This is a genomic window from Pseudomonas chlororaphis, assembly GCA_001023535.1.
Classification (GTDB): Bacteria; Pseudomonadota; Gammaproteobacteria; order Pseudomonadales; family Pseudomonadaceae; genus Aquipseudomonas; species Aquipseudomonas chlororaphis_E.
The window spans coordinates 3,282,044-3,302,899 of sequence record CP011020.1 but is presented as its reverse complement, the minus strand read 5'-3'; the positions used below and the strand labels follow the sequence as shown (position 1 = coordinate 3,302,899).

The following is a 20,856-nucleotide window of genomic DNA, read 5'->3' as shown; positions in this document are numbered from 1 at the left end:
TGCCCGTGATGGACGGTGAGGGGCACCGGTTTTGTTGGCAGTTTTTGCAGAAGCATCGTCGCTGATGACGATTGATCGATCAGGCGATGCATTAGACAGTCTGACCCCGGAGCCGTCCCTGGCTCCCTTGGGGCCATCTCTTAGAACTTGAAGCGTCCCACCAGCCCCTTGAGCTGCCCGGAAATGTCCGTCAGGCGGCCCGAACCGGTTTGTGCCGAGTGGGCGAATTCCTCGACCAACTGGGCGTCGGCATGGATCTGCGCGATGTGCCGGTTGATGTCTTCCGCCACCTGATGCTGTTCCTCGGCGGCCGTGGCGATCTGGGTGTTCTGGTCGCGAATCGAGTCCACCGAGTGGCGGATCTTGTCGAAACTGTCGCGGGCCTGCTGGATGCGCTCGACACTGGTTTGCGACACTTGCAGGCTGCTCTGCATCTGCTGCGTCACTTCCTGGGTCCGTCGGGCCAGGTTGCCCAGCAGGCTGTCGATTTCACCGGTGGAGTCGGCGGTGCGCCGTGCCAGTGCCCGTACTTCATCGGCCACCACGGCAAACCCGCGGCCCTGGTCGCCGGCGCGCGCGGCTTCGATGGCGGCGTTGAGGGCCAACAGGTTGGTCTGTTCGGCAATCGAGCGGATGGTGTCGAGGATGGTGTTGATGTTCTTGCTGTCCTGCTCCAGGGCCTGCATGGTCTGGGTCGACTTCTGCAGGTCCTCGCTCAGTTTCAACACGCTGCCGGTGGCTTCGCCGATGTGATGCTGGCCGTCGTGTACGTCACGGTAGCCGGTGTCGGCACTGGAGGCGGCTTCGCTGCACGAGCGCGCCACTTCGTTGGCGGTGGCGACCATTTCGTTGAACGCGGTGCTCACCAGTTCCACGGCCTGGCGCTGGCGCCCGGCGGCTTCGTTCATGTTCTGGGCGACATCGCTGGTATCGGCGGCGGCGCTCTGCAGATCGGACGACGCACTGCCGATGCGTTGCACCAACTGGGCGATCATGCCCAGGAACTGGTTGAACCAGCTCGCCAGGGTGGCGGTTTCGTCCTTGCCTTGCACGCTGAGCTGACGGGTCAGGTCGCCTTCACCTTCGGCGATTTCCTGCAGGCCGTTGGCCACGCCGCGGATCGGACGCACGATCACGCTGGCAAAGCTCGCCCCGACCACCGCGAACACCGCGGCCAGTACGGCGGCAATCACTGCGATCAGCCACGTCAGGCTCGACGCCTCGGCCATCACTTCGTCGCGCTTGATCAGGCCGATGAAGCGCCAGCCCAGGCCCTTGGAACTGACCACGTTGGCCATGTAGGGCACGCCGTCGATCTCGATCTGGGTCACGCCGTCGCCGCTCTTGGCCAGTTCGGCATAGTTGGGGCCGAGGTCGGCGAGGGGCTTGAAGTTGTGCTTGGCGTCACTGGCATCCACCAGGACGTTGCCGTTGCCCTCGATCAGCATCAGGTAACCGCTGTCGCCCAGCTTGATGGCCTTGACCAGTTCGGTCAGTTGCTTGAGCGACACGTCCAGGCCGACAACGCCGATGACCTTGCCGTTGGCGTCGGTGACGGTGTGGACCGTGCAGATCAGTGTCACGTCGTCCGGCGCCCAATAGTAGGCGTCGGTGCGGGTGGTGGTGCCGGGCGAGGCCAGGGCAGCCTTGTACCAGGGGCGCACGCGCGGGTCGTAGTTGGACAACTTGGCGTCGTCAGGCCAGCTGGCGTAGCCGCCGTCATTCTGGCCCAGGGAAAGGTACGCGGTGGTCGGATGGGACTTGGCGAAGCCGTCGAAGATCGCCAGCAACTGCTGGTTGGTTTCCGTCAGGGGAATTTGTGCGGCGTCGGCGCTCGAATAGTTCTTCAATCCCTTGGCCGAGACAATCCGCGGATCCTTGGCGAAGAACTCGACGTTTTGGCTGATGCCGTCGAAGAACATCTTCATCCCGTTGTCGATCTGGCGGATCTCGCGGCCGCTGCTGTCCAGGAAGTTGGTCTTTGCCGCGTCTCGCAGGTTCAATACGACGAGCACCGCCACCAGGATAACCGGGAGGCAGGCAATGGTCGCGAACGCCCATGTCAGCTTTTGCTTGATATTCATGACTTCTCCCGCGGAATATTTTTGATGTTGGAACGGCGGAAACGATAGCGGTTGGCGTTGCGAGTTTCTGGAAAGGGAAAAGCGCCCATGCCCACACCCGGTATATCGACCAAAGTCGTAGGCACTTGAGACCATTCAGCGTAATTTGGACCGGCCGCTGCGCCGCGCAGCAAGGTGATTGCAGCGAACGCGGCCAGGCTGGAAAATAGCGCGGATGGCCTTGCCGCCTTTGCGCGAACGCAAAAGTGAAGCAAGTCCTGATCGTCTTCTGTATTCACGAGGCCCTATGCCAAGCGCATTCGAGAGCGTACTTAAAAACAAGAACATGGCTTATCGACCCCAGGGGGCGACCCCGGCCAGCCAAGCGCCCATTCGCGTCGCGTTTGTATTGATGGACAATTTCTCGATGATGTCTTTCACCGGCGCGGTCGATGCGCTGGTGACCGCTAACCTGATGAGCGACAAGCCCCTCTATGAGGTGCTGACGGTGGGCGTCTCGGGTGGGCAGGTGACGAGTGACCTGGGAATTGTCATCTCGACCGACATCGAGCTGGCACAGATGCCGGAAAACCAGGACGTGATGATCGTCGCCGGCGGTTTTCGCGTGAAACTGCAAGGTCATCCGTTGCTGCGCCGCAAGCTGCGCGCCAATGCCACGGCCGGGGCGATCATGGGCGGGCTGTGGAACGGCGTGTTCTTTGTCGCCGATGCCGGCCTGCTGGAAGGGTTCGAGTGCGCCGTCCACCCGGAAAGCCGGGCGATGATGGCCGAAGTGTTCCCCAACGTGAAGGTGTCCAGCCGTGCCTATGTCCTGGACCGCGGACGCGTCAGCTGCGCCGGGGCCAACAGTTCGTTGCGCATGATGCTCCAGTTGATCCGCCAGACGGGCGGCGAGGCGCTGGTGGGCGCGATCGAGGAAATCCTGCGCTGTGATGAATCGGGCGATGCGTCGGACCTGCCGCCGGTGTTCGTCGAGACCGACCCAACGCTGCCGGAAAGCCTCAAGTTGGCCTTGGAATTGATGTGGCAAAACGTCGAGGAGCCGCTGACGATCGATGAGCTGGCGGCCTGCGTGAAGATTTCCAAGCGCCAGCTGGAGCGGCGTTTCTGCAGTTTTCTCGGGGCGACCCCGACGCGTTACTACCTGGAGCTGCGCCTGACCCGCGCCCGCCAGCTCATCCAGCAGACCAATCGCTCGGTGACGGAAATCGCCGTGGCAACGGGGTTCGTCAGTTCGCCGCATTTCCAACGACGCTTCCGGGACTTCTTCGGCGTGCCGCCGGGCAGCTACCGTTCGACGTTCGCGCGCAAGTAAGCGCTGTGGGTGGGGGATGCGCCGAGGCCTCGTCTTGTCGGACGAGGCCTGCGCCTTTTGGGGTATTGCGGTCGCTTGAACGTTGCCTCGGTCATGCCCGGAGCCCTGTCGCGGCTCATGGCATTTGCGGCAGTTCCCGCGGTTGCAGGTCGAACACCAGCACTTCCGAATCCACGCCGTTGCTCAATGTCAGCACCTGTTCCTCGCGGACTCGCACGCCGTCGCCTTCCTGCAGTGACAGGCCATTGAGCTCGACCGAGCCCCGGGCGACGTGCACATAGGCGTAACGGTCCGGTGCCAAGGTCAGGGTGGCGCTTTCGTTGCCGTCGAACAGCCCGGCATAGACCCGTGCATCCTGGCGCACCTCGAGCGAGCCGTCGGCGCCGTCCGGGGAGATGATCAGTTGCAGGCGACCGCGTTTCTGTTCGGCGCTGAAGTGCTCCTGTTGGTAGCGTGGCTTGGCGCCGCTGACATTGGGCACGATCCAGATTTGCAGGAAGTGCACCCGTTCGTCCGCGCTGTGGTTGAACTCACTGTGGGCCACGCCGCTGCCGGCGCTCATCAACTGTACGTCGCCGGGGCGGATCACCGAGCCTGTGCCCAGGGTGTCCTTGTGTTCCAGCGCGCCTTCGAGCACGTAGGAGAAAATCTCCATGTCCCGATGGGGATGCTGGCCGAAACCTTTGGCGGCGGCGACGCGGTCATCGTTGATGACCAGCAGGTCGGAGAAGCCCTGTTGGTTGAGGTCCCGGTAGTTGGCGAAAGAAAAGGTGTGGAACGAGGTCAGCCAGCCGTGGCGGGCGATGCCGCGATCCGAAGCTTTGCGAAGGGTCAGCATGATGGATTCTCCTGATGTCTGTGGGCGGCGGCTGGGCCGTTCGCCGGGTTCAGAAGAAGATTAATGGTTATCGTAATCTTCGATAAGTAGATGAAAAACGAAATACTGTCTCTTGTGAGTGGACAATAGTCAGCTCGCCCCCGGCGCTTGGCTTCGTCATAATGCCCCTCCACCGACCTCGTGGGCTTGAACGTTTACTGTGTCTCTCTGATTTCCTGGCGTTTCTACTGATGAAAACCGTTGCAATGGTGCTGTTCCCCGATTTCTTGTTGCTCGACATGGCCGGGCCGCTGGAAGTGTTTTCGATTGCCAATCGGTACCTCGACGCGGATAACCATTATCAACTGTTGACCCTGGGCACCGAGCGCGGCCCGATGCGCGCTTCCAACGGCGTGACCGTGCAGGCCGACATCCACATCGACCAGGCGTGGGCCGCCTACGACGTGTTGCTGGTGCCGGGCGGGCCGGGCGCCTACAACGACCGGCACCCGGGCTTGCACATCTGGCTGAAGGCCGCCGCGCAGCGGGCCACGCGCTACGGCTCGATTTGCACCGGCGCCTTTGTACTGGGCGAGGCCGGGTTGCTTGACGGTTACCGCGTCACCACCCACTGGCACTACACCGAGCGGCTGATCCAGCGTTTCCCCAAGGCGCTGGTGGAGACCGATAAAATCTTCCTGCAGGACCGGCGCCTGATCACGTCCGGTGGCGTCACCGCCGGTATCGACCTGGCGCTGTCCATCGTTGCCCAGGATCACGGCCGCAAAGTGGCGCTGGACGTGGCCAAGGTGTTGTTGGTGGTGATGAAGCGCCAGGGCGGCCAGGCGCAGTTCAGTCCGCTGGTGGCCGCGGTGGCGGCGCAGGAATCGGCCATTACCCGGGTGCAGAACCATGTCATGGAACACCTGGAGGAACCGTTCACCATCGAGCGCATGGCGGCGCTGGCTTCCATGAGCTCGCGGCATTTCGCCCGGCTGTTCGCTCGCGAAGTGAAGATGACCCCGATGGAGTTCCTGCAAGGCGCGCGCATTGACCGGGCCCGCCAGTTGCTCGAAAGCACCGACCTGCCGCTCAAGACCGTGGCCTTTCGCAGCGGCTTCGGCAGTGTCCGGCACATGCGCTCGCTGTTCAGTGAAAAGCTCGGCCTGACCCCCGTCCAGTACCGCCAACAGTTCAGTTGAGCCGAAGATGTCCGTCCAGGGCATCGTCATGTCCGTGGTGCGTCCTGTGCCAGCATTGTTCTGCAAACGATGGCTGCCAAGATAACGGCACACCCTCTGGAAAGGATGTGCAGGAGCCGGGGCAGACGCGTTCGTTGATTCGCGACGTCATGCCCGCCGCGGTGATCCGGCGCTTGATTGCTCATGAACAGTCTCGTCACACCCGATACCGAAGCGGCGGTGGGCTTCGGTCCGTTTGTCTTCTACCCCCAGCAACGCCTGGTGACCCGCGATGGCGAACCGCTTGTGTTGGGGGGGCGGGCCCTGGACATTTTCCAGGTGCTGGTGGAGCACGCCGGCGCCTACGTCAGCAAGCAAGCCTTGTTGACCCGCGTCTGGCCGGACAGCGTCGTCGAGGAAATCAACCTGCGGGTGCACATCGCCGCCCTGCGCCGAGCCTTTGGCGACGGGCAGGACGGCTGCCAGTACATTCTCAACGATCCCCGGCAAGGCTATTGCCTTGCCGCCTCCCTGGCCCCGACGACCGACCTTGAACGACACAACCTGCCGGCCCGGCTGAGCCCGGTGATCGGTCGCGATAAAGTGCTGGGGCGGTTGCTGGCCGACGTGCCCCGTCAGCGCCTGACCACCGTGACCGGCCCGGGTGGCGTCGGCAAGACCACCGTGGTGCTGCGGGTGGCGGAGCTGTTGCTGGAGCATTTTGCCGACGGCGCCTGGTTTGTCGACCTGGCCACCCTCACCGAGCCGCACCAGTTGCAGGCACACGTGGCGCAGGCCCTGGGGCTCGCGCCCGACGCCCTGATCCGGCAACTGCAAGCCCGGCGCCTGTTGCTGGTGCTTGATGGCTGCGAGCATCTGTTGCAGGCCTGTCGGGAGCTGGCGCTGAGGGTGGGCGCCTCGGCGCCCGGTGTGACATTGCTGTTGAGCAGCCGCGAAGCCTTGAACATGGTCGATGAATGCACTGTGCAGTTGCCCGGCCTGGCACGGGTGTCGCCCCTTGAACTTGAGCCGCAACTGTTGGCGAGCCCGGCCACGCAGCTGCTGATCGAACGGGTTGGCGCCCGGCAGCAAGGGTTCGCCGCCACCGACCGCGACCTGGTGGCGATCGCGCAAATCTGCCAGCGCCTGGACGGCTTGCCGCTGGCGCTGGAACTCGCGGCGGCCCAGGTCGGGGTGCTGGGCGTGGCCGGCGTGCTGGAGCAACTGGAGCAGGGGCTGTCATTGTTGAGCCACGGGCGGCGTACCGCGGTGGCCCGGCATCAAAGCCTGGAGGCGATGCTGGATTGGAGTTTCGAACGCCTGAGCGCCGCCGAGCAACGGGTGTTCCAACGGCTGGCGGTGTTTGAGCGGCCCTTTACCCTGAAGGCGGCGATGGCGGTCATCAGTTGCTCGGAGCTGGGCGTGGATCAACTGCCGTGGTTGCTGTCACGCCTTGCCAGCCAGTCCCTGGTGATGGTCGAGGCCTGTGCCAATGGCGTCCGGTTTTTCTGGCTCAATACCACGCGCGCCTATGCCCTGGAAAAGCTCCGGCGCAGCGGCCAGTGGTCGTTGTACCACCGGCGCTACCTCTTGCAGGACGCCGTCAAACCCTTGCATTCAAGGCCCGCACCGCCCCGACAAGGCTTGGAGCAGCGCGTCGGCCTCCATTAGGTCGGGGGTGTCGAAGCCTTCGGTGAAACGCCGATAGACCGGGCCGAGCAACCCGTGTGCGTCCAGGTCCTGGCCCCGACGTTGCCACAGCCGCGCCAGGGTCGTGGCGCTGCGCAGTTCCCAGGCCAGGGCGTTGTCTCGCCGGGCCACCGCCAGTGATTTGAGCAATTGTTCTTCGGCACGCGCCTCCAGCGCGGGGTCGTTGCGTGCCAGCAGGGTTTGCGCGTCGGCCCGAAGGATCTCCGCCGCACACCAGCCCGCCGCGCCGCTGTGGGCGCGTTCCAGTTGTGCCGGGGTGACGCAATCGGCGCGCAGGGTGGTGACGATGTCCTGGACCAATCGGGCGCTGGTCGAGTCGATGTCCGGCGGCGGGTTATCGAAAGCGCGGACGTAATGCCGGGCCCAGTCGTGGAAGAACATCACGAAGTGCTTTTTCGTCTGGTGCTGCAACAGGTCGAGCCTGTCCTGGGCGGTTGCGTGATCGCCGTTGTAGCGGGCGATCACGCAACTGGCCAGCGCCAGGGTGTAGCAGATCGAGGTGCCATGGTTGATCTGCAAGGCAATCTGCAACGCCAGGTCGGCGGTCCGCTGGGCTTTCTCGGCGAAGCCCTGTAGCCACAGGATGCGCGCCAGAATGGTCAGCGATGCCACGCTCTGGTCGTACTGCACGCCGAAACCGTGGGTGAAACGGCTCAGATGCCCGCTCTGGGCCATGCGCTGGATCACCTGCTCGGCGTCGCGACGGGCCACGGCCTGGTTCCCGGCGAAGTGCAGCGCCAGGACACGCAGGCGCTGGGCGCTGAGGGACAGGATCGGGTCGCCCTGAGGCCCCAGCCGGTCGAAATCCTGGCTCTGCTCCAGCGCCTGGCGGTAATTGCCGCAACTGAGGTTGACCGCCATGTGGCCGGACACCGCCCGCAATTCGCCGGCCAGGTCCTGGCTTTGCCGGGCCAGCCGGCGCGCCGTGATGAAGGCATTGATGGTGGCCGGGGTGCCGCCTTCGGTGTGGTAACGGTAGCTGCCGTGCGCCAGTTCCAGGGCAAGGGTCAGCTTCGGACATGGCGTGGGCGTGGCCCGCAGCAAGGCCAGCGCCTTGCTGACGTAGAGGCCATGCTCCTTGAGCAAGGACAACTCCTGCCAGAGCGGCAAGGTTCGGGCGGTCAGGCGGATCGCCACGGCCCGCACACCCTGCGCGCCCAACCCCCAGTCGAGCGCCGCGCGAATGTCGTCGCGATAGGCCGCGTAACGGCCGATCCACAGTCGCGTCGGGGTGGTCTGCCAATCGTCCTCGGCCTGTTCCATCAGCGTCAGGCAGCGCTCGGCGTGACGTTCCCGGCTCGCGGACAGTTCTGCGGCATCGGTGAGTTTTTCCAGGGCATAACTGCGCGTGGTGTCCAGCAGGCGGTAGCGCACTTCTTCGTCGCCGATCTCGACGTTGAGCAATGACTTGGCCACCAACTGGCTGACGGACACCAGCACCTGTTCGGGCGCCACCTGCTGGCCGACGATCACCGCCGCCGCCGAGACCAGGTTGAAACTGCCCATGAACACCGCCAGCCGTCGCAGGCAGGTTTGCTCGCAAGGGGTGAGCAGGGCGAAGCTCCAGTCCAGCGTGGCGCGCAAGGTCTGCTGGCGGGGGGCGGCATCGCCGCTGTTGTGAAGCAAGGCCAGGCTGTCCAGCAGTTGCCGGTGCAGCTGTTGCACGGTGAAGCGGCTGATCTGCGCGGCGGCCAGTTCGATGGCCAGGGGAATGCCGTCCAGCCGCCGGCAGATGTCCACCACCAGCGGCACGTCGGCGTCGGTCAGCTCGAAGTCGTCGCGGCTGGCCATCGCGCGCTCGGCAAACAACTGCAGGGCCGGGTACGCCAGGGCCGGGAAGCCTTCGATGGGCATTTCCGGCGGTGGGAACGCCAGGGCGTCCAGGCGCTGGACGTGTTCGCCTTCGGCACGCAGGTCTTCGCGGCTGGTGGCGAGGATGTGCAAGTGCGGGGCGCCGCGCAGCAAGGTTTCGCTGAGCTGGGCGACGGCGTCGATCAGGTGTTCGCAGTTGTCGATGACCAGCAGCAGGTGCCGTTCCTTGAGTTGCCGGGTGATGGTCTCCAGCGGGTCGCCGTCCTGCAACGGCAGGTCCAGCAGCGCCGCCAGGTTGGGCGCGATCATGGCCGGGTCGTTCAGTGGGGCCAGGTCCAGCAGGTAGGTGCCATCACGGTAGCGGCCGATCAGCCGTTCGGCGACCCGCAGGGCAACGGTGGTCTTGCCGATGCCGCCGGTGCCCACCAGGGTGATGAAGCGTTTGCGCGGCAGTTGCGCCACCAGGTTTTCCAGCAGGGCGTGGCGTCCGATCATTCGCGTGTGCCGCAGCGGCAGGTTGTGCGCCAGGGAAGGGTGGGGCGTGGGCGCCGATGGTTCGAGAGGGGCCAATGACACGGGGGCCACGAAGCTGTAGCCGCGCTGCGCCACGGTGATGATGTAGCGCTGGCCAGCCTGGCCGTCGCCCAAGGCCTTGCGCAGCGCCGCGACGTGCACCCGCAGGTTGGTGTCTTCGACAACGCTCTTGGGCCAGACGCGGGCGATCAGTTGTTGTTTGCTCACCACCTGCCCGGCGTGTTCGAGCAGTACCAGCAGGATATCCACCGCCCGTCGTCCCAGGCGCAACGGTTGCCCGGCTTCCATCACCAGGCGCTGTCGAGGGTGGACCCGGTAAGGGCCGAAATGCACCGTCTGGTCGACGGGCAGGCTGGGGGATTGACTCATCATGCGCTCGATATTCTGTCCCGGTGCAGGGCGGGTATACCCGAGCATGTTCCTCAGGTTTGTCGGCAAGTGCAACGGTTTAGAGCCTTGCAGGCGCAAAAGCTTGCTCGTGATGAAGCCGCTTCGGCCCCCAGGAAACGTCACACCCTCATCGCGGGATGGTCTTGCTCCGACAAAAAATTAACAACGTTTAACTCACGCTCACACCCCTGCTGACCAGACCATGAAGCCATTCACTCACCTCAAGGAATCATGGCATGAGTACCTTCATCACCCGCGACGGCACCGAGCTCTACTACAAGGATTGGGGCAGTGGACAACCGGTGGTGTTCAGCCACGGCTGGCCATTGAACTCGGACAGTTGGGAAGCGCAGATGATGTTCCTGGCTTCCAACGGCTACCGGGTGATCGCTCACGACCGCCGTGGGCACGGGCGCTCCAGCCAGCCTTGGGACGGCAACGACATGAACACCTACGCTGACGACCTGGCCGAGCTGATCGAGCGACTGGACCTGAAGGACGCGGTGTTGCTGGGCTTCTCCACCGGCGGTGGCGAAGTGACGCGCTACATCGGTCGCCACGGTGCCGCGCGCGTCGCCAAGCTCGGCCTGATCTCGGCGGTGACCCCGCTGATGCTCAAGACCGCGTCCAACCCGGGCGGCTTGCCCATCGAGGTGTTCGACGGCTTCCGCCAGGCCTCCCTGGCCGACCGTTCTCAGCTATACAAGGATGTGGCCAGCGCGTTTTTTGGCGCCAACCGTCCGGGCGCCAAAGTCTCCCAGGGCATGATCGACTGGTTCTGGATGCAAGGCATGCTCGCCGGGCACAAGAACACCTATGACTGCATCAAGGCGTTCTCGGAAACCGACCTTTCCGACGACCTGCGCGGCATCGACGTGCCGACCCTGGTGGTGCATGGCGACGACGATCAGGTGGTGCCGATCGAAGCCGCCGGCATCGCCGCCGCCAAGCTGCTCAAGAACGCTCAGTTGCTGGTCTACCCCGGCGCACCCCATGGCCTGACCGATACCCACAAGGACCGACTGAACGCTGATTTGCTGGCGTTTATCCGGGGCTGAAGGGGGCTGCCCTGATGCTTGGGGCAAGCCACAAAACCTAATGTGGGAGCGAGCTTGCTCGCGAAAGCGCAGGGTCAGTCGACGAGGATGTTGAAGGTCGGTACGCCTTCGCGAGCAAGCTCGCTCCCACAGGGACTTCACCCATCCCTGGCCATTCAACAGGATCAAATAACCCGATGAACCGCAACGATTTACGCCGTCTCGACATGAACCTGCTGGTGATCTTCGAGGCGCTGATGTTCGAAAAGAACCTGACCCGCGTCGCCGAGAAGCTGTTCATGGGCCAGCCGGCGGTGAGCGCGGCGTTGGGGCGGCTGCGGGATCTGTTCGACGACCCGTTGCTGATCCGCCATGGTCGTGGCATGGAGCCGACGCCTCGGGCCTTGGCCATTCTGCGGGAACTGCAACCGGCCATGGACACGATTTCCGGCGCGGTCAGCCGGGCCAAGGCGTTCGACCCGTCCACCAGTTGCGATGTGTTTCGCATTGGCCTGTCGGACGATGCCGAGTTCGGCCTGTTTCCACCCTTGCTCAGCCAACTGCGTGAAGAAGCGCCGGGCATCATCGTGGTGGTGCGTCGGGCCAACTATCTGCTGATGTCGTCGTTGCTGGGCAGTGGCGAAATCAGCGTGGGCGTCAGCTATACCACCGATTTGCCGGCCAATGCCAAGCGCAAGAAGCTGCGGGACATCCCCTGCAAGGTCTTGCGCGGCGACAATCGCCCAGGGCCACTGACCCTGGATGAGTACTGCGCAAGGCCCCACGCCATGGTGTCGTTTTCGGGCGACCTGAGCGGCAACATCGACCTGGACCTGGCCCGCATCGGCCGGACCCGCAAGGTGGTGCTCGGGGTGCCACAGTTCAGTGGTTTGCGCGCCTTGCTGGCAGGCACCGAGCTGATCGCCACCGTGCCCGACTATGCCGCCTGTGCCCTGGTCGAAGGCTGCGCGCTGCGGGCCGAGGACCCACCGTTCGAGATCAACGCGGCGGAACTGTCGATGGTCTGGAGCGGCGTGCATGACAACGACCCCGCCGAGCGCTGGCTGCGCTCGCGCATCGCCACCCACATGTCCCAACCGTTGCCGGCCGCGGCTTACGCAGATTCGGACGGAGCCCACCGATGAACATCACCGATGAACGGCCGATGCAGGATCTGGGCTTGCTGTTCCTGCGCCTCAGTGGCGCGCTGTTTTTGCTGTGGGTTCATGGGTTGCCGAAGCTATTGCACTACAGCGCCGAACTGACCCGCATCGAAGACCCGTTTCACCTTGGCGCGGCGCCCACGCTGATCCTGGCGATCTTCGCCGAAGTGGTGTGCCCGCTGCTGATCATGGCCGGCGTGCTGGTGCGCCTGGCCTGCCTGCCAATCCTGTTTTTGCTGGCCGTGGCGCTGCTGGTGGTGCACCCGCAGTGGAGCCTGGAAGAAGGGCAGTTCGGTTGGTTGCTGCTGATTGTATTTACCAGCGTCTTCATCGCCGGCCCTGGCCGCCTGGCGATGAACACGCGCTTTGTTGGAGTGCTTCGTCATGTCTGAATTGCAAACCGTTGAGCCCAAGGCCAAGCCTGGCGTCGACGAAATCGTCACCCTGGTGGTCAAGCACCGGATCAAGGCCGGCCAGGACGCGGCCTACGAGGCCTGGCTGCGGCGCATCGTGCGCGTCGCCGGTGGCTGGCCAGGGCACTTGGGGGTGGACGTGGTGCGAGGCAAGCAGGACGGCCTGTCGCTGTTCACCTGCGTGCTGCGCTTCTGTTCCACCGAGGCCTTGCAGCGCTGGCTGGATTCGCCCGAGCGCAGCGAGTTGGTGCAAGAGGCGGCGCCGTTGCTGGCCGATGGCGACCAGACCGAAGTCGCGTCCCACAAGGAGTTCTGGTTCACCCCGCTGGCGGACGCCGCCACACCGCCACCGCGCTGGAAGCAGGCCGTAGTGACCTTGCTGGTGATCCTGCCGCACACCTTGCTGGTGCCGCTGATCTGGGGGCCCGTGCTGCAACTCCACGCGATTCTTTCCAACTACGTGGTCGCGACGTTCTTGATCACCCTGACCATCGTGCTTTCGGTCTGCTACGTGTGCATGCCGCTGGCGACCCGTCTGTTCGCACCGTGGATGGAGGCTTCGAAGGCGCATGAGCATTTGGAGCCTTAGCTGACACCGTTGTAGCGAGGAAGGCTTGTGTGGCGAGGGAGCTTGCTCCCGCTGGGGCGCGAAGCGGCCCTGAGTTTTTTGGGGTGGCTGCGCCACCCAGCGGGAGCAAGCTCCCTCGCCACGGTATTCATTTTTTGATCGTTGAAGGAAAACCCTATGAACGCCGATCTGATTCTGTTCAATGGCCAGTTCCACACCGTCGACCGGGAAAACCCCCGGGCCAGCGCCGTGGCGATCAGCCAGGGCAAATTCGTTACCGTGGGCACCGACGCCGAAGCCATGGCCCTGCGCGGCAGCGGCACCCAGGTCATCGACCTCAAGGGCCGCACCGTCATCCCCGGGCTCAATGACTCGCACCTGCACCTGATCCGGGGTGGCTTGAACTACAACCTGGAACTGCGCTGGGAAGGCGTGCCGTCCCTGGCCGATGCTCTGCGCATGCTCAAGGACCAGGCCGACCGCACGCCGACGCCTCAATGGGTGCGTGTGGTGGGCGGCTGGAACGAATTCCAGTTCGCCGAAAAACGCATGCCGACCCTGGAAGAACTCAACCAGGCGGCCCCGGACACCCCGGTGTTCGTCCTGCACCTGTATGACCGCGCCTTGCTCAACCGCGCCGCGCTGCGCGTGGCCGGCTACACCCGCGACACGCCGAACCCGCCCGGCGGCGAGATCGTGCGTGACAGCAACGGCGAGCCGACCGGCATGCTGGTGGCGCGACCTAACGCGATGATCCTCTACTCGACCCTGGCCAAGGGACCGAAGTTGCCGCTGGAGTACCAGGTCAACTCCACCCGCCAGTTCATGCGTGAACTCAATCGCCTCGGGCTGACCAGCGCCATCGATGCCGGCGGTGGTTTCCAGAACTACCCGGACGATTACGCCGTGATCGAGCAGTTGGCCCGGGAACAGCAGTTGACGGTGCGCATCGCCTACAACCTGTTCACCCAGAAACCCAAGGAAGAGCTCAGCGATTTCAAGAACTGGACCGGCAGCGTCAAGCTGCACCAGGGCGACGACTTCCTGCGGCATAACGGCGCCGGCGAAATGCTGGTGTTCTCGGCGGCCGACTTCGAGGATTTCCTCGAACCGCGTCCGGACCTGCCGGCGAGCATGGAGCAAGACCTGGAACCGGTGGTCCGGCACCTGGTGGAACAGCGCTGGCCGTTCCGCCTGCACGCCACCTATAACGAATCCATCAGCCGCATGCTCGATGTGTTCGAGAAGGTCAACCGCGACATCCCGTTCAACGGCCTGCCGTGGTTCTTCGACCACGCCGAGACCATTACCCCGCAGAACATCGAGCGGGTCCGCGCGCTGGGCGGCGGCATCGCCATCCAGGACCGCATGGCCTTCCAGGGTGAGTATTTCGTGGACCGCTACGGCGCCAAGGCCGCCGAAGCCACGCCGCCGATCAAGCGCATGCTGGCCGAAGGCGTGCCGGTCGGCGCCGGCACCGACGCCACCCGGGTGTCGAGCTACAACCCATGGACCTCGCTGTACTGGATGGTCAGCGGCCGCACCGTCGGCGGCCTGGCATTGCACGAAGAAGGTCTGGCTCGCCTGACCGCCCTGGAACTGTTCACCCACGGCAGCGCCTGGTTCTCCTCGGAGCAGGGCAAGAAAGGCCAGATCAAGGTCGGCCAGCTGGCGGACGTGGCAGCCCTGAGCGCGGACTTCTTCAGCGTCGAGGAAGAAGCCATCAAGTGGATCGAGTCCGTGCTGACGGTGGTGGGCGGCAAGGTGGTCTACGCCGCCGGCGATTTCGAGAAGCTCGGCCCGGCCAGCGTTCCGGTGCTGCCGGACTGGTCGCCAGTGGTCAAGGTCCCTGGTCACTGGCGCCCGAGCTCGCCGTTGCAGGCGCAAGTCCACCAGTGCAGCGGGCCGTGCACGGTGCACGCCCACAGCCATGAACGGGCACGCCTGTCGAACGTTCCGGTCAGCGATTTCCAAGGCTTCTGGGGCGCGTTCGGCTGTTCCTGCTTTGCCTTCTAACTGATCCATCAAGCCCTCTGTGGGAGCGAGCTTGCTCGCGATAGCGGTTGAACATTCAGCATCGCTGTCGCCTGACACTCCGCCATCGCGAGCAAGCTCGCTCCCACAGGTTCCATACTTCCATCCAAAGGAGTCATCCCATGAGCAATGTTCCCAGCTACAACCGCCTGAACAAAGACGACGCTGTGGTCCTGCTGGTCGATCACCAGACTGGCCTGATCTCTCTGGTCCAGGACTTTTCGCCCAACGAGTTCAAGAACAACGTGCTGGCCCTGGCTGACCTGGCGAAGTTCTTCGAACTGCCGACCATCCTGACCACCAGTTTCGAAAAAGGTCCGAACGGCCCGATCGTGCCGGAACTCAAGGAAATGTTCCCGGACGCACCGTACATCCCGCGTCCAGGCCAGATCAACGCCTGGGACAACGAAGACTTCGTCAAGGCGATCAAGGCCACCGGCCGCAAGCAACTGATCATCGCTGGCGTGGTGACCGACGTCTGCGTAGCGTTCCCGACCCTGTCGGCATTGGCTGAAGGTTTTGACGTGTTCGTCGTCACCGACGCTTCGGGCACCTTTAACGAAACCGTGCAACAAGCCGCCTGGGTCCGCATGACCGCCGCTGGCGCGCAAATGATGAACTGGTTCTCGGTGGCCTGCGAACTGCACCGTGACTGGCGCAACGACATCGAAGGCCTGGGCAACCTGTTGTCCCAGCGCATTCCGAACTACCGCAACCTGATGAACAGCTACTCGGCGCTGACCGCCAAGTAAGCTGAGCTCACAGGCTAAACGGATGCCCGCCATCGTGCGGGCATCTTTTTGCCTGGCGAAAACCTGTGGCGAGGGGATTTATCCCCGTTGGGCTGCGTAGCAGCCCCAAAGTTGATCACCTGGTGTGTCAGACTGTTTACCGGAGTCAGTAATCAGGTCTGCTGCGCAGCCCAGCGGGGATAAATCCCCTCGCCACAGGGTTGAGTTCACCCTGAACACCTTTATAAAGTTCTTGATTATTCACCCACGGATCCCCAATGAACCCCTTCGAAGACATGCGCATTTTCGTCCAGGTCATGGAGTCGGGCAGCTTTACCGCGGCGGCGGACAAGCTCGGGCTGTCCAAGCAGTTCGTCAGCCGCAAGCTGATGGAGCTGGAGCAGCGTCTGGGCGTGCGCCTGCTCAATCGTTCGACGCGGCGCCTGGACATTACCCCCTTGGGCCAGCGTTATTACGAATCAGCATTGCGCCTGCTCAGTGAAATCGAAGAGGTGGAGCAGGGCATCAGCGGCCAGACCGACGCGCCCCGCGGCACCATTCGCCTCAGCGCGCCGCTGTCGTTCGCCGTGGCGCACCTGGGGAGCCTGCTGCCGGTGTTCCTGCAACGCTACCCCGACGTCAGCGTCGAAGTGGATTTGAGCGACCGCTCGGTGGATCTGCTGGGGGAGGGCTACGATCTGGCGTTGCGCATTGGCGTGCTGGAGGACTCGACGCTGATTGCCCGGCGTATCGCCAGCATCGAGCGGCTGTATTGCGCCAGCCCGGCCTACCTGGCAGAACGCGGTACGCCCGAGCGACCTGAAGACCTGCGCAATCACGATTGCCTGCCTTATGGTCACAGCCGGCAAGTCCAATGGCGCTTCGAAGGACGTGGCAAACCTTTGTCCCTGGATGTCACCGGACGCATGCGGGCCAACAACGGTGACCTGCTTCGGGACGCGGCCATTGCCGGCATGGGCATCACCTACTTGCCCACCTTCATTCTCGGCGATGCACTGAAGGACGGTCGATTGACCCGGGTGCTGGAGGGTTACGAGACCGAGCCACTGACGCTGTCAGCGGTTTACCCGCAACATCGGCAGGGCTCGCGCCCGGTACAGGCGCTGGTGGAGTTTCTGCGCGAACAGATGCAGCCGTGACGCACGGGGCTGGATCGGTTAGTACAGGACCCCATAACGACGTTCAGCCGTCCGGAGACGGCTGAAGCATTCGAGGCAAGGATCAGGCGGCGAGGTTGGCGCTGCCCAGTTCCTTTTTGTACTGCGCTTTCATGGTTTCCATTTCCGCGCCCAAGGCATCCAGCTTGGTCTTGCCCAAGACTTTCTTGGCCTGGGGGAACATCTCCTTTTCTTCTTCTTCGATGTGGTGTTCGAGCAGTTCCTTGACCACCTTCACCCGACCGGCGAATTCAGGCTGGGATGGATCGGTGGCTTTCAGGTCCGGCAGCACCAGCGAGTCGACGGTGCGATGCTCTTCCTTGGCCTCGTAATACATTTCCGCTTCGTCCTTGCCACCCGCTTGCTTGAAAGCCGGATACAGGATCTCTTCTTCCAGGCGGGTGTGGATGGTCACTTCCATTTCCAGTTTCGCCAACAGATCGGTGCGTTTCTTGATGGCGCGATCAGTGGATTCGCTCAGTTGGGTCAGAATCGCTTTCACGCGTTCATGGTCGGCTTTCAAAAGGTCGATGGCGTTCATAAGTAGCTCCTGGCAATTCACGGTTGCGGGTAGGCTTCAAGCGCCGACGCCGCGTATGGGGTAAATTGCATCAGCCATGCCAGCCAGCGCTTATAAAAAAGTACAGGTAAAACAAAGAGTTGGATGAGTGGTAAGTTCCGGCTTCGTGCAAGCTGCAAGACCCGGGGTAAAAGCTCGTTGCACTTTGCGCTGACGCGCGGCTAAAAGCTCCTGTTGACACACCTGGCCCGTGGCGAGGGAGCTTGCTCCCTCGCCACGATTTGTCATTCTTCAGAACCAGCCATAAAAAAACCCGTATCTCGCGATACGGGTTTTTTCACAGCGGTGCTGCCGAGGCGATCAGCCCACCAGGCCCGCTTGCTGGACCAGGGTCAGCAACGGTTGTGGGTACACGCCCAGGAAGAACGCCAGTACGGCGATAGCCAGCAGCATCACGCCGCCTGCCTTCTGCTCCCAGTGCAACTCGGCGTCGTGGCGACGCAGGTTCGGTTCCATCAGGTACAGGGTGACCATGACGCGCAGGTAGTAGAACACGCCGATGGCACTGCCCAGCACCAGGGAGCCGACCAGCCACCATTGGTGCGCCTCGACGCCGGTGGCGATGATGTAGAACTTGCCGATGAAGCCGGCGGTCAGCGGAATGCCGGCCAGGGACAGCATCATCACGGTCAGTACGGCGGTCAGGTACGGACGGCGCCAGAACAGGCCACGGTATTCGTACAGGGCGTCGGCGTCGCGGCCGTTGTATGGCGAGGACATCAGGGTGATCACGCCGAACGCGCCGAGGCTGGTGATGACGTAGGTGACCAGGTACACGCCAATGGCTTCCACCGCCAGGCCCTTGCTGGCGATCAACGCGATCAGCAGGTAGCCGAAGTGGGCGATGGACGAGTAACCCAGCAGGCGCTTGAGGTTGCTCTGGGTCAGTGCCAGCAGGTTACCGAACAGGATCGACACGATGGCAATGATCGTCAGCACGTCGTTCAGCACGCCGCTGCTGGCCACCGGGGAGATCTGGAACAGGCGAACCATCACCGCGAACACCGCCACTTTCGACGCGGTGGCCAGGAACGCCGCCACCGGTGCCGGGGCGCCCTCGTAGACGTCCGGGGTCCAGAGGTGGAAGGGCACCAGCGACAGCTTGAACGCCAGGCCGATCAACATCATGCCCAGGCCCAGTTGCGCGATCGGGCTTGGCAGGCCGGTGGCCGCCAGGGCCTGGCCGATACCGACGAAGCTCAGGGTGCCGGCTTCTGCATAGAGCAGCGCCATGCCGAACAACAGGAACGCGGAACCGGCCGCCGACAGCACCATGTACTTGATGCCGGCTTCCAGGGAGCGCTTGTTGAAGAAGGCGTAGGCCACCAGACCGTAGACCGGTACCGACAGCAGTTCCAGGCCGATGAACAGGCTGGCCAGGTGCTGCGCGCTGACCAGGACCAGGCCACCGGCGGCGGCCATCAGGATCAGCAGGTACAGTTCTTCGCGGTTGCCCGGGTAACCCGAACCGCCATCGCCGAGGTAGGCGTGGGCGAGGGTGACGCAGGCGAGGGTGGCGACCAGGATCAACGCCATGTACAGGCAGGCGAAGCTGTCGATCTGGATCAGCGGCGTGACCACCAGGGGCGCGACTTTCAGGGCCGGCAGGATCGACAGCAGGGCCAGGTTCAGCCCCGCCACCGACAGCAGGAAGGTCTGTGAGTGATTGCGCCGCCAGGCGATCGCCAGCATCACCACGATGATCGTGGCGCTGGTGATCAACAGCGGCGCAAGCGCGATAAAGTGTTGAATCGTGAATTCCATAGCGCTCTTACCGGGCCGAAGCGAGTTGAGAGAAGGCGGTGCCGAGCCACTGCTGCACGCCATGCATCGTGGCGGCAGAGGTGTCGAGGAACGGTTGCGGGGAAACGCCGAGGTAAACCAGCAGCACCGCAAGGCCAAGCACCATGATCAGTTCGCGAGCGTCCATGCCGCGCAGCACTTCATCCGACTTGGCCGGACCGAAGTAGGCGCGGTGGATCATGATCAGCGAGTAGACCGAACCGAACACCAGGCCGGACGTGGCGATGGCCGTGATCCACGGCGCACTGACGAACGAGCCGATCAGGATCAGGAACTCGCCGACGAAGTTGCCGGTGCCCGGCAAGCCCAGGGACGCGGCCGCGAAGAACAGGCTGATGGCCGGCAGGTAGGCGATGCGCGACCAGACGCCGCCCATCTCGCGCATGTCGCGGGTGTGCAGGCGCTCGTACAACTGGCCGCTGAGGATAAACAGCGCCGCCGCCGACAGGCCGTGGGCGAGCATCTGGATCACCGCGCCTTGCAGGGCCAGCTGGCTGCCGGAGTAGATACCGATCAGTACGAAGCCCATGTGCGAGACGCTGGAGAAGGCGATCAGGCGCTTGATGTCGGTCTGGGCGAACGCCAGGAACGCACCGTAGAAAATCCCGATCAGGCCCAAGGTCATGGCGATGGGCGCGAACTCGGCCGAGGCGTTGGGGAACATCGGCAGGGCAAAGCGCAGCAGGCCGTAGGCCGCGGTCTTGAGCAAGATACCGGCCAGGTCCACGGAACCGGCGGTCGGCGCCTGGGCGTGGGCGTCGGGCAGCCAGGAGTGGAACGGCACCACCGGCAGCTTCACCGCGAACGCGATGAAGAAGCCCAGCATCAGCACGTACTCGGTGGTGCGCGACATCTGCACTTTCAACAGGTCGGCGTAGTTGAAGGTGATCACGCCGGTGTTGTTGAAGTTGACCAGCACCAGGCCAAGGATCGCCACCAACATGATCAGGCCGGACGCCTGGGTGAAGATGAAGAACTTGGTCGCCGCGTAGATCCGGGTCTTCTTGCCGTCCGAGGAACTGTGACCCCAGAGCGCGATGAGGAAGTACATCGGCACCAGCATCATTTCCCAGAAGAAGAAGAACATGAACAGGTCCAGCGCCAGGAACACGCCGACGACACCGCCCAGGATCCACATCAGGTTCAGGTGGAAGAAGCCGACGTGACGCTGGATCTCTTTCCAGGAGCAGAGCACCGAGAGGATACCCAGCAGGCCGGTCAGCAGGATCATCAGCAGCGACAGGCCGTCGAGGGCCAGGTGCACGCTGATGCCGAAGCGCGCGATCCACAGGTGCTTGAATTCAAGCGCCCAGGTCGGCTCGGCGCCAGGCGCCGGGGCAAATGTGAAGTCGCCGGTCGCCCACAGCCAGAGGCCGAGCGCGAGTTCCAGGGACATGGTCAGCAGCGCAATCCAGCGCGGGAGCGTGGAGCTGGAGCGCTCCGCGATCCAGCACAACAGGCCGCCGATGAAGGGGATCAGGATTAGCCAGGGCAGAATCATGACGG

Annotated in this window: 16 protein-coding genes; 10 read left to right on the top strand and 6 right to left on the bottom strand. The window is 63.6% G+C overall.

The genetic code is table 11. The features are described 5' to 3' along the window. Positions 1 to 140: 140 nt before the first annotated feature. Positions 141 to 2,084, bottom strand: coding sequence for a chemotaxis protein (locus tag VM99_14625; GenBank protein AKJ99245.1), 1,944 nt, complete (start codon positions 2,082 to 2,084; stop codon positions 141 to 143). 286 nt (positions 2,085 to 2,370) lie between these two features. Here VM99_14625 and VM99_14620 point away from each other — a divergent pair, with 286 nt between their 5' ends. Next, positions 2,371 to 3,399: an AraC family transcriptional regulator gene (locus tag VM99_14620; protein ID AKJ99244.1), complete on the top strand. Its 1,029-nt coding sequence runs from the start codon at positions 2,371 to 2,373 to the stop codon at positions 3,397 to 3,399. 115 nt (positions 3,400 to 3,514) lie between these two features. On the opposite strand, the gene VM99_14615 is transcribed toward VM99_14620, so the two are convergent. Next, entirely contained in the window at positions 3,515 to 4,237 is a 723-nt protein-coding gene (locus VM99_14615; GenBank protein AKJ99243.1) for a quercetin 2,3-dioxygenase, read from the bottom strand. Between the two features lie 230 nt (positions 4,238 to 4,467). Here VM99_14615 and VM99_14610 point away from each other — a divergent pair, with 230 nt between their 5' ends. After that, positions 4,468 to 5,418, top strand: coding sequence for an AraC family transcriptional regulator (locus VM99_14610; GenBank protein AKJ99242.1), 951 nt, complete (start codon positions 4,468 to 4,470; stop codon positions 5,416 to 5,418). 183 nt (positions 5,419 to 5,601) lie between these two features. After that, positions 5,602 to 7,068: a transcriptional regulator gene (locus VM99_14605; protein AKJ99241.1), complete on the top strand. Its 1,467-nt coding sequence runs from the start codon at positions 5,602 to 5,604 to the stop codon at positions 7,066 to 7,068. On the opposite strand, the gene VM99_14600 is transcribed toward VM99_14605, so the two are convergent. Next, complete coding sequence (locus VM99_14600; GenBank protein ID AKJ99240.1) at positions 7,015 to 9,822, bottom strand: transcriptional regulator; 2,808 nt, start codon at positions 9,820 to 9,822, stop codon at positions 7,015 to 7,017. The genes VM99_14605 and VM99_14600 overlap by 54 nt on opposite strands. Positions 9,823 to 10,079: 257 nt before the next feature. Between VM99_14600 and VM99_14595 the strand changes: the two genes are divergently transcribed. The 7 genes from VM99_14595 to VM99_14565 all read left to right on the top strand — a co-directional run bounded on the left by VM99_14595 (position 10,080) and on the right by VM99_14565 (position 16,949). Then, positions 10,080 to 10,901, top strand: coding sequence for a chloroperoxidase (locus VM99_14595; GenBank protein AKJ99239.1), 822 nt, complete (start codon positions 10,080 to 10,082; stop codon positions 10,899 to 10,901). 176 nt (positions 10,902 to 11,077) lie between these two features. After that, entirely contained in the window at positions 11,078 to 12,025 is a 948-nt protein-coding gene (locus VM99_14590; GenBank protein AKJ99238.1) for a LysR family transcriptional regulator, read from the top strand. Further along, the gene (locus tag VM99_14585) at positions 12,022 to 12,435 is read left to right on the top strand and encodes a LysR family transcriptional regulator (protein AKJ99237.1); all 414 of its coding nucleotides are present in this window, start codon (positions 12,022 to 12,024) and stop codon (positions 12,433 to 12,435) included. The genes VM99_14590 and VM99_14585 overlap by 4 nt, the downstream gene beginning before the upstream one ends. Next, positions 12,428 to 13,045 (top strand): antibiotic biosynthesis monooxygenase, encoded by a 618-nt coding sequence (locus VM99_14580; protein AKJ99236.1) that lies wholly within the window; start codon positions 12,428 to 12,430, stop codon positions 13,043 to 13,045. The genes VM99_14585 and VM99_14580 overlap by 8 nt, the downstream gene beginning before the upstream one ends. 156 nt (positions 13,046 to 13,201) lie before the next feature. After that, the gene (locus VM99_14575; GenBank protein AKJ99235.1) at positions 13,202 to 15,040 is read left to right on the top strand and encodes an amidohydrolase; all 1,839 of its coding nucleotides are present in this window, start codon (positions 13,202 to 13,204) and stop codon (positions 15,038 to 15,040) included. Between the two features lie 140 nt (positions 15,041 to 15,180). Beyond that, a complete protein-coding gene (locus tag VM99_14570; protein AKJ99234.1) occupies positions 15,181 to 15,810 on the top strand; it encodes a hypothetical protein in 630 nt (209 codons plus the stop codon). 257 nt (positions 15,811 to 16,067) lie between these two features. Next, positions 16,068 to 16,949, top strand: a complete 882-nt coding sequence (locus VM99_14565) for a LysR family transcriptional regulator (protein AKJ99233.1) — start codon at positions 16,068 to 16,070, stop codon at positions 16,947 to 16,949. Positions 16,950 to 17,031: 82 nt separating this feature from the next. Here VM99_14565 and VM99_14560 read toward each other — a convergent pair whose 3' ends face one another. From VM99_14560 to VM99_14550, 3 genes are all read right to left on the bottom strand, one after another. Beyond that, positions 17,032 to 17,508 (bottom strand): hemerythrin, encoded by a 477-nt coding sequence (locus VM99_14560; GenBank protein AKJ99232.1) that lies wholly within the window; start codon positions 17,506 to 17,508, stop codon positions 17,032 to 17,034. A 339-nt stretch (positions 17,509 to 17,847) separates the two neighbouring features. After that, positions 17,848 to 19,311 carry an NADH:ubiquinone oxidoreductase subunit N gene (locus VM99_14555; protein ID AKJ99231.1) on the bottom strand — a complete coding sequence of 488 codons (1,464 nt, stop codon included), beginning with the start codon at positions 19,309 to 19,311 and terminating at the stop codon, positions 17,848 to 17,850. A gap of 7 nt (positions 19,312 to 19,318) precedes the next feature. After that, the gene (locus VM99_14550) at positions 19,319 to 20,851 is read right to left on the bottom strand and encodes an NADH:ubiquinone oxidoreductase subunit M (GenBank protein ID AKJ99230.1); all 1,533 of its coding nucleotides are present in this window, start codon (positions 20,849 to 20,851) and stop codon (positions 19,319 to 19,321) included. Positions 20,852 to 20,856 lie beyond the last annotated feature (5 nt).